General features: G+C 64.0%; 14 protein-coding genes and 1 tRNA gene. All 15 read left to right on the plus strand.

The features are described from left to right. The coding region (locus tag NTZ26_02445; protein MCX6559352.1) for an EF-Tu/IF-2/RF-3 family GTPase at positions 1–492 on the plus strand (492 nt) is incomplete at its 5' end. 13 nt (positions 493–505) lie between these two features. Further along, positions 506–655, plus strand: a complete 150-nt coding sequence (rpmG, locus tag NTZ26_02450; GenBank protein MCX6559353.1) for a 50S ribosomal protein L33 — start codon at positions 506–508, stop codon at positions 653–655. A gap of 27 nt (positions 656–682) precedes the next feature. Next, positions 683–759: transfer RNA gene (locus tag NTZ26_02455), tRNA-Trp, on the plus strand. Positions 760–818: 59 nt separating this feature from the next. Beyond that, positions 819–1,031: a preprotein translocase subunit SecE gene (gene secE, locus NTZ26_02460; GenBank protein ID MCX6559354.1), complete on the plus strand. Its 213-nt coding sequence runs from the start codon at positions 819–821 to the stop codon at positions 1,029–1,031. A 9-nt stretch (positions 1,032–1,040) separates the two neighbouring features. After that, positions 1,041–1,571: a transcription termination/antitermination protein NusG gene (gene nusG / locus NTZ26_02465; protein ID MCX6559355.1), complete on the plus strand. Its 531-nt coding sequence runs from the start codon at positions 1,041–1,043 to the stop codon at positions 1,569–1,571. Positions 1,572–1,580: 9 nt separating this feature from the next. Next, positions 1,581–2,012, plus strand: coding sequence for a 50S ribosomal protein L11 (gene rplK / locus NTZ26_02470; GenBank protein ID MCX6559356.1), 432 nt, complete (start codon positions 1,581–1,583; stop codon positions 2,010–2,012). Beyond that, positions 2,005–2,700, plus strand: a complete 696-nt coding sequence (rplA, locus tag NTZ26_02475; GenBank protein MCX6559357.1) for a 50S ribosomal protein L1 — start codon at positions 2,005–2,007, stop codon at positions 2,698–2,700. The genes rplK and rplA overlap by 8 nt, the downstream gene beginning before the upstream one ends. A 9-nt stretch (positions 2,701–2,709) precedes the next feature. Continuing rightward, positions 2,710–3,240: a 50S ribosomal protein L10 gene (rplJ, locus tag NTZ26_02480; GenBank protein ID MCX6559358.1), complete on the plus strand. Its 531-nt coding sequence runs from the start codon at positions 2,710–2,712 to the stop codon at positions 3,238–3,240. A 16-nt stretch (positions 3,241–3,256) separates the two neighbouring features. Next, positions 3,257–3,640, plus strand: coding sequence for a 50S ribosomal protein L7/L12 (gene rplL / locus NTZ26_02485; GenBank protein MCX6559359.1), 384 nt, complete (start codon positions 3,257–3,259; stop codon positions 3,638–3,640). Positions 3,641–3,807: 167 nt separating this feature from the next. Further along, a complete protein-coding gene (gene rpoB, locus NTZ26_02490; protein MCX6559360.1) occupies positions 3,808–8,091 on the plus strand; it encodes a DNA-directed RNA polymerase subunit beta in 4,284 nt (1,427 codons plus the stop codon). Next, positions 8,091–12,251 (plus strand): DNA-directed RNA polymerase subunit beta', encoded by a 4,161-nt coding sequence (gene rpoC, locus NTZ26_02495; protein ID MCX6559361.1) that lies wholly within the window; start codon positions 8,091–8,093, stop codon positions 12,249–12,251. Before rpoB ends, rpoC begins: the two co-directional genes overlap by 1 nt. 130 nt (positions 12,252–12,381) lie before the next feature. Next, on the plus strand, positions 12,382–12,771 hold the full coding sequence (rpsL, locus tag NTZ26_02500; protein MCX6559362.1) for a 30S ribosomal protein S12: 390 nt from the start codon (positions 12,382–12,384) through the stop codon (positions 12,769–12,771). Positions 12,772–12,780: 9 nt separating this feature from the next. Further along, complete coding sequence (gene rpsG, locus NTZ26_02505) at positions 12,781–13,251, plus strand: 30S ribosomal protein S7 (GenBank protein MCX6559363.1); 471 nt, start codon at positions 12,781–12,783, stop codon at positions 13,249–13,251. Between the two features lie 63 nt (positions 13,252–13,314). Beyond that, positions 13,315–15,408: an elongation factor G gene (fusA, locus tag NTZ26_02510; GenBank protein MCX6559364.1), complete on the plus strand. Its 2,094-nt coding sequence runs from the start codon at positions 13,315–13,317 to the stop codon at positions 15,406–15,408. A gap of 24 nt (positions 15,409–15,432) precedes the next feature. Next, the coding region (locus NTZ26_02515) for a GTP-binding protein (GenBank protein ID MCX6559365.1) at positions 15,433–15,554 on the plus strand (122 nt) is incomplete at its 3' end.

Raw genomic sequence — 15,554 nt, forward strand, 5'->3', positions numbered from 1 at the left:
GTGGATCGGGGTGTGGTCAAGGTGGGCGACGAGATCGAGATCGTCGGGTTCGCCGAGACGCGCAAGTCGATCGTCACGGGGGTGGAGATGTTCCGGAAGCTGTTGGACCAGGCTCAGGCCGGGGACAACATCGGGTGCCTGTTGCGGGGCATCGGCAAGACCGATGTCGAGCGGGGCCAGGTGCTGGCCAAGCCGGGCTCGATCACGCCGCACCGGAAGTTCAAGGCGACGGTGGTGGCGCTGACGAAGGAAGAGGGCGGACGACACACGCCGTTCTTCACGGGCTATCGGCCGCAGTTCTTCTTCCGGACGACGGACGTGACGGGCGACGCCAAGCTGCCCGCCGGCGTCGAGATGGTCATGCCGGGCGACAACGTGAACCTGGAGATCGAGCTGATCTCGGACGTGGCCATGGAGAAGGGGCTGCGGTTCGCCATCCGCGAGGGCGGACGAACCGTCGGCGCCGGCACGGTCACGGAGATCATCGAATAGGACGGGCGGGGGCATGAGAGAAATCATCACCATCGCCTGTTCGGTGTGCAAGCGCCGCAATTACTCCAACACGCGGAACAAGAAGAAGCAGACCGAGCGCCTGGAGCTCAGCAAGTACTGCCCCTTCTGCCGCAAGCACACCCCGCACAAGGAAGTCAAATAAAGGGAGCGATCCGGGAATCGTCGGAGCAGGTGTGTAGCTCAACTGGCTAGAGCAGCGGTCTCCAAAACCGCAGGTTGCGGGTTCAAGTCCTGCCACACCTGCCAGATATTCGATAGAGGGACGTCCCCCCGGTGGGGAACACCACGCCAAGGATAGGTGCACCATGAGCAAGAAGGAACGTTGGTACAAGCGGTTTTGGAGCTTCATCAAGGACTCCCGGGCCGAGCTGAAGAAGGTCACCTGGCCGTCCAAGGCCGAGGTCACTTCGACGACCGTCGTCGTCATCGCGGCCGTCATCTTCTTCGGCTTCTACCTCTTCTTCATGGACATCGCCTTCTCCTGGGGCATCGCCAAAGTCAAGGACCTGCTCGGATAAGGGGCGTCGATGGCCAAAAATTGGTTTGTGATTCATACCTACTCGGGCTTCGAGAAATTCGTGGCCGAGAGTCTGCGCCAGAGGGCCCTGGAGATGGGCATCCAGGACCAGATCGGCAAGATCATCATCCCCACCGAGGACGTCATCGAGATCAAGATGGGGAAAAAGGTCGTCTCGACCAAGCGGTCCTACCCGGGCTACATCCTGATCGAGATGGAGATGACCGACGAGAACTGGCTGATCATCCGGGAGACGCCCAAGGTCACGGGCTTCGTCGGCTCGGGCAAGAAGCCCTCGCCGCTCAACCCCGACGAGGTCTCCCAGATCGTCGAGCACATGACCACGACCTCCGAGAAGCCCAAGCCCAAGCACAGCTTCGAGAAGGGCGAGGCGGTCCGGATCATCGACGGCCCGTTCTTCAACTTCAACGGGCTGGTCGAGGACGTCAACCACGAGCGCTCGACTCTCAAGGTCCTGGTGACCATCTTCGGCCGTTCGACCCCGGTCGAGCTCGAGTTCCTGCAGGTCGAGAAAATCTAGGAGGAATCCATGTCCAAGGAAGTCGTGGCCAACGTCAAGCTGCAGATCACAGCGGGCCAGGCCAGCCCGGCGCCTCCGGTCGGCCCGGCCCTGGGCCAGCACGGCGTCAACATCATGCAGTTCGTGCGCGAGTTCAACGAGCGCACCGGCAAGATGGAGGAAGGGGTCGTGGTGCCCGTGATCATCACCATCTTCAAGGATAAAAAGTTCACCTTCATCCTGAAGACTCCCCCCGCCTCCTATCTTCTTAAGAAGGCGGCCGGCATCGCCAAGGGCTCCGGCACGCCGAACAAAGACAAGGTCGGCAAAGTCACAATCAAGCAGGTCGAGGACATCGCCAAGGCCAAGATGCCCGACCTCAACGCCAACGACCTGGAAGCGGCCAAGCGCATCATCGAAGGCACGGCCCGCAATATGGGACTGGAGATCATCCGTGGCTAAACGCGGCAAGCAGTACGTCAAGGCGAGGGCCCTCCGGATCAAGCCGGAGTTCACCCTGGAAGAGGCCGTCAGCCTGCTCAAACAGGCGCATTACGCCAAGTTCGACGAGTCCGTCGACGTCTCGATGCGGCTGGGGGTGAATCCCAAGCAGAGCGATCAGATGGTCCGCGGCACCGTCGTCCTGCCTCACGGCATCGGCAAGACCAAGAAGATCTGCGTCCTGGCCCTGGGCGACAAGGTCCGCGAGGCCGAGGCGGCCGGGGCCGACTTCGCCGGCGGCGAGGAGCTGATCGAGAAGATCGCCGGCGGCTGGACCGACTTCGACGTCGTCATCGCCGCCCCCGACATCATGCGCGGGGTGGGCAAGCTGGGCCGGATTCTGGGGACCAAGGGCCTCATGCCCAACCCCAAGTCCGGCACGGTGACCTTCGACATCAAGAAGGCGGTCGAGGAGACCAAGGCCGGCAAGGTCGAGTTCCGGGTCGACAAGACCTCGATCATCCACTCGACCGTGGGCAAGGCCTCCTTCGACGAGGCCCGGTTGGTCGACAACATCAAGGTCTTTCTGGCGGCCGTCCTGCACGCCCGGCCGGCCTCGGCCAAGGGCAAGTATGTCCGCACCCTGTCGATCAGCTCGACCATGGGCCCGGCCTTCCGGATCTCCGACGACGTCATCGACCAGAAGTAGGAGACATCCGTGAAAAAAGAGACCAAGACCCTCCGCGTCGACGAGATGAGCGCCCTCTTCGGCGCCCATAAGACCCTCTACCTCTTCGACTACACCAAGATGAAGGTCTCGCAGGCCACCGCCCTGCGCAAGAGCCTGCGCAAGCAGGGCGCCTTCCTCAAGGTGGTCAAGAACCGGCTGGCCCTGCGGGCCCTGGCCGAGTCCGTGCCGGCCGACCTGCGGCCGGCCTTCCGCAAGCCGACGGCGGTCGCCTACACGTCCGCCGATCCGATCGCCCTGGCCAAGACGATCAAGGAGTTCGCGGCTTCGACCAAAGCCATCGCCCTCAAGGGCGGCCTGGTCGAGGGCATCTACTTCGCCCCCGCGCGCTTCGACGAGATCGTCAAGCTGGCCTCCCGGCAGGTGCTGCTGGGCAAGATCGGCGCGATGATGGCGTCCCCGCTGGTGAAGCTTCTGCGGACCCTGCAGGCCCCCCTGTCCCAGGCGGGCGTTCTGCTGAGTCAGCTGAAAGATAAAAAATCCAAGGAAACGACCGCGTAAGGAAAGGAGACCCCCTATGGCGAAACTGACGAAAGAGGAATTCTTCAGCCACCTCGACGCCCTGACCGTCCTCGAGCTGGCCGACTACATCAAGGAATTCGAGACCCGCTACGGCATCAGCGCCGCCGCGGCGATGGCCGTGCCGATGGCCGGGGCCGCCCCCGCCGAGGCCAAGGCCGAGGAAGTCAAGACCGAGTTCGCCCTTGTCCTCAAGAGCGCCGGCGAAAAGAAGATCAACGTCATCAAGGTCGTTCGCGAGATCACCGCCTTGGGTCTCAAGGAAGCCAAGGACCTGGTCGACGGCGCCCCCAAGACCATCAAGGAAGGGCTGTCCAAGGACGAGGCCGAGACCCTGAAGAAGAAGTTCGAGGAAGTCGGCGCCGTCGTCGAGCTGCAGTAAGATCCGGTCGAAGGCGTCCCCTGTCGGCCGTCGTGTCCGTGATCGAGAAGGGACGTTCGGGCGGAAGTCTTCCGTCCGGCCGTCCCCGGGCGTTTGAGCGAATGAAGGAGTCCGCACTAAGGGGCCTTTCCCTAGTGCCGCGGACCCCCGAGGAGTGAGCCTTGTCCATGAGCGAACCCCGAACCATCCAGCGCGAGCGTCTTGATTTCTCCAAGATCAAGACCGTCTTCCCCATGCCCGACCTGCTGGCCATCCAGCGGCAGTCGTACGCGGAGTTCCTGCAGATGGAGCTCCTGCCGGAGGAGCGCAAGGATACCGGCCTGCAGGCCGCTTTCAAGGACGTCTTCCCGATCGCCGACTTCAAGGAGACGACCCAGCTCGACTTCATCAGCTACTCGATCGGCAATTGGGAATGCAAGTGCGGCCGGCTCAAGGGTGTCGAGAACAGCCGGGCCCGCTGCACCAGCTGCGAAACGCTCCTGCCGGCCGACGTCGAGCTGACCGAAAAGCTCATCTGCCCGTATTGCAACTCGGTCCGCAAGATCCAGCTCCCGCTCTGCGACCACTGCGGCGACGCGGTCGGGCTGAAGATGAAATACAGCCCCAACGAGTGCCTGCAGAAAGGCTACACCTTCGCCGTTCCGCTGCGGCTCAAGGTCCGGCTCATCTCCTGGGAGAAGGACGCCGTGACCAAGACCAAGCGGCTCAAGCACATCAAGGAGCAGGAAGTCTATTTCGGCGACATCGCCCTGATGACCGAGAAGGGGACCTTCATTTTCAACGGCATCGAGCGGGTCGTGGTGTCGCAGCTCCAGCGCTCGCCCGGCGTCTTTTTCCGCCAGGGCGAGGCCAAGGGCTACTTCATCGCCAAGCTCATCCCGTATCGGGGGGCCTGGGTCGAGTTCGAGTACGACCTGAAGAACAACCTCTATGTCCGGCTGGACCGGAAGAAGAAGTTCCTGGCCACCGTCTTCCTGCGGGCTCTGGGCTTCAGCTCGGACGAGGACATCCTCAAGCTCTTCCACCGCGTTTACCGGTTGGCGCCCGAGGGCGAGAAGCTCTATTGGGACCTGTCCGAGGGGCTGGCCGGCAAGACCCTGGCTGAGGACGTCAAGGACCCCAAGACCGGGGCCGCCCTGGTCAATTCCCGCAAGAAGCTGACGCCCGAGATCCTGCAGACCCTGCGTGATGCCGGTGTGGTCCGGGCGGCCATCGATCGCAAGGACCTGGCCGGGGCCTACGCCCTGTCCGGGATCAAGGGCAAGGTCAAGGGCGCCGAGGAGATCGGCGACACGGCCCTGGACCTGCTCGTCGGCAAGGGCGAGCCCTTCGAGGTCTTCTTCCCGCTGGAGGATGACGCCGGCCTGCTCGTCGTCAACACCATCAAGAAGGACCTGCGCAAGGATTCCGGCCAGGCCCTGGCCGAGATCTACCGCAAGCTGCGCCCGGGCGAGCCCCACACCATGGAGAGCGCCCACACCCTGTTCCGCAACCTCTTCTTCAACCCCCAGAAGTACAACTTCAGCCGCATCGGCCGGCTCAAGTTCAACATCAAGCTCGAGCTCCAAACCTCGCCCGAGGAGAAGGTCCTGCAGCCGCAGGACTACGTCGAGGTCATCAAGTACCTGCTCAAGCTGCGCAAGGGCGAGGGGTCTGTCGACGACATCGACCACCTGGGCAACCGCCGGGTCCGCCAGGTCGGCGAGCTGGTCGAGAACGCCTTCCGCATCGGCCTGACTCGGATGGAGCGGACGATCAAGGAAAAGATGACCATCACGGCCGATCTGGCCGCGGCCATGCCCCAGGACCTGATCAACTCCAAGCCGGTCATCGCCGCTCTCAAGGAGTTCTTCGGCTCCTCCCAGCTGAGCCAGTTCATGGACCAGATCAACAGCCTGGCCGAGGTGACCCACAAGCGGCGCTTGAGCGCCCTGGGCCCCGGCGGCTTGAGCCGGGAGCGGGCCGGGTTCGAGGTCCGCGACATCCAGGCCAGCCACTACGGCCGCATCTGCCCGGTTGAGACGCCGGAAGGCCCGAACATCGGCCTCATCTCCTCGCTCTCCTGCTTCGCCCGGATCAACGACTACGGATTTATCGAGACGCCCTACCGCGAGGTCAAGGACGGCCGGATCATCGACTACTACAAGATCATCCATCCCGGCGACAGCGACCGCAAGGTCGGGGAGATCGTGGAGAAAGAGGAGGCGCTCAAGGAGATCGCCGCCCTCAAGCGCAAGGCGGCCAAGCACATGCCCGTGGTCGAGCCGTACTGCTTCTACCTGACCGCCTGGGAGGACGAGAAGTTCAACATCGCCCAGGCCAACGCCCCGGTCGACGATAAGGGCCGCTTCACCGGCGACCTCATCTCGGCCCGCCAGGCCGGCAACTACAAGCTCCTGCCGCGCGAGCAGATCCACTACATCGACGTCTCGCCCAAGCAGCTCATCTCGCTCTCGGCCGCGCTGGTCCCCTTCCTGGAGCACGACGACGCCAACCGGGCCCTGATGGGCTCGAACATGCAGCGCCAGGCCGTGCCGCTCCTGACGCCCGAGGCGCCCCGGGTCGGCACCGGGATGGAATTGCTGGCGGCCAAGGGCTCGGGCGATGTCATCGTCTGCAAGCGCCCCGGAGTCGTCGAATTCGTCGACGCCGAGCGCATCCTGGTCCGGGTGGACGAGATCGAGGGCCTGCGCGAGCACGACGTTCTGACCGACCTCTACACCCTGACCAAGTTCCTGCGGACCAACCAGAACACCTGCCTGACCCAGCGGCCGATCGTACGCCGCGGCGACCGGGTGGGGCGCGGCCAAATCCTGGCCGACTCCTCCTGCTCCGACCGGGGCGAGCTGGCCCTGGGCCGCAACGTCATCTGCTGCTTCATGCCCTGGCGCGGCTACAACTTTGAGGACGCCATCATCGTCTCGGAGAAGCTGATCAAGCGCGACGTCTTCACCTCGCTCCACATCATCGAGGAGACGATCGAGGCCCGCGACACCAAGCTGGGCCCCGAAGAGATCACCCGCGACATCCCCAACGTGCCGGAGAACCTGCTCCGCAACCTGGACGAGAACGGCATCGTCCGGATCGGGGCCAGCGTCAAGGCCGCCGACGTCCTGGTCGGCAAGGTCGCGCCCAAGGGCGAGACCCAGCTCTCCCCCGAGGAAAAGCTCCTTAAGGCCATCTTCGGCGAGAAGGCCCTGGACGTCAAAGACGCCTCGCTCTACTGCGCGCCCGGTGTCGAGGGCACCATCATCGACGTCCGCATCTTCTCCCGCCGCGGCTCCGAAAAGGGCGTCCGGGCCAAGGTCATCGAGAAGGAAGAGATCGGCCGGATGAAGCGGAATCTGGACGACGAGATCTCGATCCTGGACAACGAGCGGCGGCGCAAGACCCGGACCCTGCTCAAGGGCGCGGTCGTGGAGAAGGACCAGAAGATCGGCGAGACGAGCCTGGCCAAGGGCTCCAAGCTGACCGAGCGGGTTCTGGAGGTCCTGGACGGCGAAGACCTGGGCAAGCTCAAGGTCGAGGAAGAAGCCGAACGGGACGACAAGATCAAGGACATCGAGCGCAAGATCAAGCGCCAGATCGAGGCCCTCAAGGCCATTTTCAAGGAAAAAGTCGAAGCCCTCAAGAAGGGCGACGAGCTATCGCCCGGCGTCATCCAGTCGGTCAAGGTCTACATCGCCATGAAGCGCAAGCTGTCGGTCGGCGACAAGGTCTCGGGCCGGCACGGCAACAAGGGCATCATCGCCAAGATCGTGCCCGAGGAGGACATGCCCCGGCTGCCGGACGGCGCGCCGGTCGAGATCGTCCTCAACCCCCTGGGCGTCCCCTCCCGCATGAACGTCGGCCAGATCCTGGAAACCCATGCCGGCTGGGCCGCCGACAAGCTCGGCCTGTGGCTGGACACCCCGGTCTTCGACGGGGCCACCGAGATCGAGGTCAAGGCCCTGCTCAAGCAAGCCGGCCTGCCCGAGACGGGCAAGACGCCCCTCTTCGACGGGATCACCGGCGAGCTGCTGGACCAGGAAGTCACGGTCGGCAGCATCTATATGATGAAGCTGTACCACCTGGTCGACGATAAGATCCACGCCCGCTCGACCGGCCCGTATTCGCTGATCACCCAGCAGCCCCTGGGCGGCAAGGCCCAGTTCGGCGGCCAGCGGTTCGGCGAGATGGAAGTCTGGGCCCTGGAAGCCTACGGCGCCGCCTACACGCTGCAGGAGCTCATGACCGTCAAGTCCGACGATGTCGAGGGCCGGGCCAAGATCTACGAGGCCATCGTCAAGGGCGACTACGAGTTCACCCCCGGCCTGCCGGAGTCGGTCAACGTCCTGATCCGGGAGCTGCAGAGCCTGTGCCTCAACATCGAGCTGGGCAAGACGGAGAAGGACGAGGTCCAGACGGCCTGGGGCATGACGGTGCCGCAAGGCCCCAAAGGAGACCTGTGATGGAATTGAAAGCCCCCCTGGGCGGCAAGCCCAAGGTCGAATTCGATTGGGTCCGCATCTCCATCGCCTCTCCGGACAAGATCAAGAGCTGGTCCTGGGGCGAGGTGACCAAGCCGGAGACCATCAACTACCGGACCTTCAAGCCGGAAAAGGACGGCTTGTTCTGCGCCAAGATCTTCGGACCGATCAACGACTACGAATGCCTCTGCGGCAAGTACAAGCGGATGAAGTACCGCGGCATCATCTGCGAGCGCTGCGGGGTCGAAGTGACCAAGAGCAAGGTCCGCCGTGAGCGCATGGGCCACATCCAGCTGGCCTCGCCGGTGGCCCACATCTGGTTCTTCAAGAGCCCCCCCAGCCGGATCGGGCTGATCCTGGACCTGACCATCAAGGACCTGGAGAAGGTTCTCTACTTCGAGTCGTCGATCGTGACCGACCCGGGCGACACGCCGCTTAAAGAGAAGCAGCTCCTGAACGAGGAGGAGTACAAGGAAGCCCGCGAGAAGTACGGCGACAAGTTCGAGACGGGCATCGGGGCCGAGGCCATCAAGCACTTGATGGAGAAGATCGACATCAAGAAGGACGCCGACCGGCTGCGCAAGGCCATGAAGAAGGAGACCAGCCAGCAGCGCCGGCTCCGCTACGCCAAGCGCCTGCGGGTCTTCAAGGCCCTCAAGAAGTCCGGCAACCGGCCCGAGTGGCTGATCCTGGACACCATCCCGGTCATCCCGCCCGACCTGCGCCCGCTGGTCCGGCTGGACGGCGGCCGCTTCGCCACCTCCGACCTCAACGACCTCTACCGCCGGGTCATCAACCGCAATAACCGGCTGAAGAAGCTGATCGAACTGAAGGCCCCCGAGCTGATCATCCGCAACGAGAAGCGGATGCTGCAAGAGGCCGTCGACGCCCTGTTCGACAACGGCAAGCGCGGCCGTGTCCACCTGGGCGCCAATCGCCGGCCGCTCAAGTCCCTGTCCGAGGCCCTCCGCGGCAAGCAGGGCCGGTTCCGCCAGAACCTGCTGGGCAAGCGCGTCGACTACTCCGGCCGCTCGGTCATCGTGGTCGGCCCCGAGCTCAAGCTCAACCAGTGCGGTCTGCCCAAGAAGATGGCCCTGGAGCTGTTCAAGCCCTTCATCTTCCACAAGCTGGAGAAGGAAGGCCTCGTCCCCAGCGTCAAGGTGGCCCGGGAATGGCACGAGCAGGAGCGGCCCGAGGTCTGGGATTATCTGGAAGAAGTGGTCAAGGAGCATCCCATTCTCCTCAACCGCGCCCCGACCCTGCACCGGCTGGGCATCCAGGCCTTCGATCCCATCCTGGTCGAGGGCAAGGCCATCCAGATCCACCCGCTGGTCTGCGCCGCCTTCAACGCCGACTTTGACGGCGACCAGATGGCCGTCCACGTCCCGCTTTCGGTCGAGGCCCAGATCGAGACCTCGACTCTGATGCTGTCGACCAACAACATCCTGTCCCCGGCCAACGGCCGGCCGCTGACCGTCCCCAGCCAGGACATGGTCCTGGGCGCCTACTACGCCACCCTGTCCAAGAAGGGCCTGCTCGGCGAGGGCCGGGTCTTCGGCTCGGCCGACGACGTCCTGCTGGCCTACGAGCAAAAGCAGGTCAAGCTCCAATCGCTGATCAAGCTGCGCTATTCGGGCGCCTTCATGAACTTGGCCACCTACTACGACGATCAGGCCGTCCCGACCTGCCCGGTGGTCTCCATCAAGCGGGACCTGATCGAGACGACCCCCGGCCGGATCATCTTCAACCAGGCCCTGCCGGCGGGGCTGCCCTTCTTCAACGGCGTCTTCCGCAAGAAGGGCATGGAAAGCCTGGTCTTCTACATCTACCTGCGCTGCGGCCTGGCCGTGACGGTCACGACCCTGGATAAGCTCAAGGAGCTCGGGTTCGCCCAGGCCACCCAGGCCGGGTTCTCGCTGGGCATCGACGACTTCGTCATCCCCAAGAACAAGGCCGAGCTCGTGGACAAGGCCCAGAAGCGGGTCCAGGAGATCGAGAAGCTCTACCTCGACGGGACCATCTCGTCGCGCGAGCGGTTCAACAACGTCGTCAACATCTGGTCGGCCGTGACCGACGAGGTCTCCCAGGCCATGATCGCGGAGATGAAAAAGATCAGCTTCGAGGGGCCCAACCTCAACCCGCTCTTCGTCATGGCCGACTCCGGGTCGCGCGGCAACAAGCAGCAGATCCGGCAGCTGGCCGGGATGCGCGGCCTGATGTCCAAGCCGTCGGGCGAGATCCTGGAAACCCCCATCACCTCCAACCTGCGCGAGGGCCTGAACGTCCTCCACTACTTCATCTCCACCCACGGCGCCCGCAAGGGCTTGGCCGACACGGCCCTTAAAACGGCCAACTCCGGCTACCTGACCCGCAAGCTCGTCGACGTGGCCCAGGAGGTCATCGTCGACCAGCACGACTGCGGCACCCTGAAGGGCATCAACGTGGCGGCCATCGTCGAGAACGGCGAGATCATCGAGCCGTTTATCGACCGCATCGTCGGCCGCACTTCTCTGGACAAGATCATCAACCCCGACACCAACGCGGTGGTCGTGGCCCCCAACCAGGAGATCACCGAAGCGGTGGCCCAGGATATGCAGGCCGTGGGGGTCGAGCGGATCAAGATCCGCTCCATCCTGACCTGCGAATCCAAGCGCGGCGTCTGCCAGCTCTGCTATGGCCGCAACCTGGCCAGCGGCTATCAGGTCGAGATGGGCGAAGCGGTCGGCATCATCGCCGCCCAGTCCATCGGCGAGCCGGGCACCCAGCTGACCATGCGCACCTTCCACATCGGCGGCATCGCCCAGGGCGGCAAGGAGCAGTCGAAGCTCGAGGCCAAGAACGACGGCGTGGTCCGCTTCGCCAACGTCAAGGTCGTCAAGAACAAGGACGGCGCGTACATCGTCGTCAACCGGACGGCCAACATCGCCCTGACCGACAGCCGCGGCCGCGAGACCGAGCACTACCAGGTCCCCTACGGCGCCAAGCTGCTCAAGGGCGAGGGCGAGGAAGTCAAGGCCCGCCAGATCTTCGCCGAGTGGGATCCCTACAACACCCTGGTCCTGACCGAGGAATCGGGAGTCGTCCAGTTCCACGACGTCGTCCGCAAGGTGACGATGGAGGAAGCCCAGGACGAGGTGACCCTGCTCATGAGCCAGATCATCATCGAGCCCAAGGACGAGAAGCTGCAGCCCCGGATCGAGATCGTCGATTTATCGCACAAGGCCAAGGACAAGCACGGCAAGGAAACGCCGATCGTCCTGAAGAAGTACTACCTGCCGGCCGGCGCCCACCTCGAGATCAAGGACGGCGACAAGGTCCATGCCGGCGAGATCCTGGCCAAGATCCCCCGCGAGCAGGCCAAGACCAAGGACATCACGGGCGGCTTGCCCCGGGCCGAAGAGCTCTTCGAGGCCCGCCGGCCCAAGATCCCGGCCGTCATCAGCGAGATCGACGGCGTCGTCGAGTTCGGCGGCCTGGTCCGCGGCTACCGCAAGATCACCGTCAAGAGTGAACGGGTCGGCAACAAGGAATACCTGATCCCCCGCGGCGCCCACATCAGCGTCGGCGACGGCGAGCGGATCAAGGCCGGCATGGCGCTCATGGACGGCCCGGTCAACCCGCACGACATTCTGCGGGTCCTGGGCGAGAAGGAGCTGGCCGAGTACATGCTCCGCGAGGTGCAGGAAGTCTATCGCCTGCAGGGCGTCCCGATCAACGACAAGCACATCGAGACGATCATCCGGCAGATGCTGCGCTGGGTCAAGGTCGAGGAGGTCGGCGACACCGAATTCCTGATCGACGAGCAGGTCGACAAGTTCGTCTTCCAGGAGGAGAACCTCAAGGCCGTGGAAAAGGGCGGCAAGCCGGCCAAGGCCCGACCGCTCCTGTTGGGCATCACCAAGAGCGCCCTGAGCACGGACAGCTTCCTGTCGGCCGCCTCCTTCCAAGAGACGACCCGGGTTCTGACCGAAGCCTCCATGTTCGGCAAGATCGATTATCTCCGCAGCCTCAAGGAGAATATCATCATGGCCCGGCTGATCCCGGCCGGGACGGGCTTCAAGTATTATCGCGGCGTCGACGTCAAGGACGAGGCCCCCTTGGCGGCCGAAAAGCCGGCTGAGGACGCGCCTGTTCAGAGTTGACGAAATAGCGCCGAAAGTCTTGACAGGCTTGGCGCGTTCGGTTAGAATACCGGGCACTTGTCCCGAGAAGAGTAAGTCTACTCGGAGGCAGGCCCCCTGTGTGAATTGATTCGATAGAAGGAGTGTTCTGTTGCCGACGGTCAACCAGCTTATTCGCAAGGGACGATCCCTTAAGAAAGACAAGAGCAAATCGCCCGCTCTCGAGTCTTCCCCCCAGAAGCGGGGCGTCTGCACCCGTGTGTTCACGACGACCCCCAAGAAGCCGAACTCGGCCCTCCGCAAGGTGGCCCGCGTCCGGCTGTCGAACAATATCGAAGTCACCGGTTACATCCCGGGCGTCGGCCACAACCTTCAGGAGCACTCCATCGTGCTTGTCCGGGGCGGCCGGGTCAAGGATTTGCCCGGCGTGCGCTACCACATTGTCCGCGGCACCCTGGACAGCGAAGGGGTGGCCAACCGCGGCAAGGCCCGCTCCAAGTACGGCGCCAAGCGTCCGAAAAAAGAGAAGCGCGCCTCCTAGGAGTGAGCCATGCCCCGTCGCGGTACCATTAAGAAACGCAAGCCCGTCGGCGACCAGAAATACGGGTCCGTCCTGATCGCCCGGTTCATCAGCACCCTGCTCAAGGAAGGCAAGAAATCGACCGCCGAGCGGATCGTCTACGGCGCCATGGAGCAGGTCCTGGCCAAGACCAAGGAAGACCCCATGAAGGCCTTCGAAAAGGCCATCGACAACGTCCGGCCCCTGCTGGAGACCAAGTCCCGCCGGGTCGGCGGCGCCACCTACCAGGTTCCGATCGAGGTCGACACCAATCGGTCGATTTCCGTCGGCTGCCGCTGGCTGATCCACTACGCCGAGGAGCGCGGCGGCCGGACCATGACCGACAAGCTGACGGCCGAGATCCTCGACGCCCTGGGCAACAAGGGCGGCGCCGTCAAGAAACGCGAAGACACCCATAAAATGGCGGAGGCCAACCGGGCCTTTGCCCATTATCGTTGGTGATCTTATATATGTTCGAATCCCGTATCGGAGCAGCTGACATTCGACGGATGAGCGAGCGATGTGATGACGCGACCCTATCCGATCGAGCAAGTCAGGAATATCGGCATCATGGCCCATATCGATGCGGGGAAGACGACGACGACGGAACGGGTCCTCTACTATACCGGCATCACCTACAAGATAGGGGAGGTCGACGAGGGCACGGCCGTCATGGATTGGATGGCTCAGGAGCAGGAACGTGGCATAACCATCACATCTGCCGCCACCACCTGTTACTGGAACGCCCATCGCATTAACATCATCGACACGCCGGGACACGTCGACTTCACGGCCGAGGTCGAGAGGTCGCTGAGAGTCCTGGACGGAGCGGTGGTGCTCCTGTGCGGAGTGGGTGGGGTCGAGCCCCAATCCGAAACGGTTTGGCGGCAGGCGGATAAGTACCGGGTTCCCCGGCTGGCGTTCATCAACAAGATGGACCGGGTCGGGGCCGATCCGGAGCGGGCCGTGGCGCAGATGCGCTCGCGGCTCAACGCCCATCCTCTTGTCCTCCAGATCCCTCTCGGCCGGGAGGACGCCTTTCGAGGCGTCGTCGACCTGGTCGAGATGAAAAGGTATGACTGGGGAACGGATTTGATCGGCACGGAGATGACGACCAGCGACGCCGGCGGCGAGCGCGAGATTCGCGAGCGCCGGGCCGAGCTGGTCGAACGGCTGGCCGACGTGGATGAGAGGATCATGGAACTGTTCGTTGAAGGCCGGGAAGTCCCCGCGGATGAGCTCAAGAGGGCTGTCCGCCGGGCCACTTTGGCCGGCCGGATCGTCCCCGTCTTCCACGGGGCCTCGTTCCGCAACAAGGGCGTCCAGCCCCTCCTCGACGCCATCGTCGACTACTTGCCCGCCCCGACCGACGTCCCCCCCGTCCAGGGCGTCCACCCCAAGACCGGCCAGCCCGAAACCCGCCGAGCCTCGGACGACGAGCCTTTCTCGGCCCTGGTTTTCAAGGTTCAGAACGACCCGTACATGGGCAACCTGGCCTATTTCCGGGTCTACTCGGGCAAGGCTCACGCCGGCTCCACCCTTTATAACCCGGTCAAGGACGAGGAGGAGCGGGTGGCCCGCTTCCTGGAGATGCACTCCAACAAGCGCACCGAAGTCAAGGAAGTCTACGCCGGGGACATCATGGCTATGGGCACCATGAAGAACCTGGCTACCGGCGACACGCTTTGCGCCAAGGCCCGGCCGATCGTCCTGGAAAACATCACCTTCCCCGAGCCGGTCCTGCAGATGATCGTCGAGCCCAAGAGCAAGGTCGACCACGGCAAGCTCGAGTCCGCCCTGGCCAAGCTGGCCAAGGAGGATCCGACCCTGCGGGTCAGCACCGATCCCAACACCGGCCAGGCCCTCCTGTTCGGGATGGGCGAGCTGCACCTCGACATCATCATCGACCGGCTGGCCCGCGAGTTCGGCGTCCGGGCCAACACCGGCCGGCCCCAGGTGGCTTATAAGGAAACCCTGCGCAAGGCCGCCACCGGCCGGGCCGAATACGCCCGCCAGGCCGGCGGCAAGGGCATGTACGCCAAGGTCGAGCTGTGGCTCGAGCCTCTGCCTCGGGGCGGCGGCTTCGAGTTCGTCAACAAGGCCCGCGAGACCGAGGTCCCGGGCGAGTTCGTCGGTGCGGTCGAGGACGGGATCCGGGAATCGCTGGACGCCGGCCTGCTGGCCGGCTTCCCCATGGCCGACATCAAGGCCACCCTGGCCGGCGGCGCTTGGAACGATACCGACTCGACCCCCCTGGCCTTTAAGATCGCGGCTGCCCAGGCCTTCAAGGACGCGGCCCTCAAAGCCGAGCCGGCCCTGATGGAGCCGCAGATGAAGCTGGAAGTCGTCGCCCCGGACGACTATCTGGGGGACATCGTCGGGGATCTCAACGCCCGTCGGGGCAAGGTTGAGGGCATGGAGATGCGCGGCGGCTCGCGGGTTGTCCGGGCCCGCACGCCCCTGGCCGAGATGTTCGGATACGCCACGATCCTGCGAACCCTGACCCAGGGCCGGGGCGTGTTTTCCATGGAATTCGCCCAGTACGAAGCCGTGCCTCCCGCGGTCCAGGAGCAGATTATCGCCCGGATCGAGGGACGGCTGGCCTACGAGACCCATTAGAGGGGACGAGGCAAGGAGGACAGGATGGCAAAGGCGAAGTTCGAGAGAACGAAACCGCATGTGAACGTGGGGACGATCGGGCACATCGACCACGGCAAGACGACCCTGACGGCGGCCATCACGAAGGTGCTGGCGACCAAGGGGCT

It is taken from the genome of Candidatus Aminicenantes bacterium, from assembly GCA_026393855.1.
Classification (GTDB): Bacteria; Acidobacteriota; Aminicenantia; order Aminicenantales; family UBA4085; genus UBA4085.

Coding starts and splice junctions, on each gene's coding strand:
- secE (MCX6559354.1), top strand. CDS start 819: ATGAGCAAGAAGGAACGTTGGTACAAGCGGTTTTGGAGCTTCATCAAG.
- rpoC (MCX6559361.1), top strand. CDS start 8,091: ATGGAATTGAAAGCCCCCCTGGGCGGCAAGCCCAAGGTCGAATTCGAT.
- nusG (MCX6559355.1), top strand. CDS start 1,041: ATGGCCAAAAATTGGTTTGTGATTCATACCTACTCGGGCTTCGAGAAA.
- rplK (MCX6559356.1), top strand. CDS start 1,581: ATGTCCAAGGAAGTCGTGGCCAACGTCAAGCTGCAGATCACAGCGGGC.
- fusA (MCX6559364.1), top strand. CDS start 13,315: ATGACGCGACCCTATCCGATCGAGCAAGTCAGGAATATCGGCATCATG.
- rpmG (MCX6559353.1), top strand. CDS start 506: ATGAGAGAAATCATCACCATCGCCTGTTCGGTGTGCAAGCGCCGCAAT.
- rpsG (MCX6559363.1), top strand. CDS start 12,781: ATGCCCCGTCGCGGTACCATTAAGAAACGCAAGCCCGTCGGCGACCAG.
- rplL (MCX6559359.1), top strand. CDS start 3,257: ATGGCGAAACTGACGAAAGAGGAATTCTTCAGCCACCTCGACGCCCTG.
- rpoB (MCX6559360.1), top strand. CDS start 3,808: ATGAGCGAACCCCGAACCATCCAGCGCGAGCGTCTTGATTTCTCCAAG.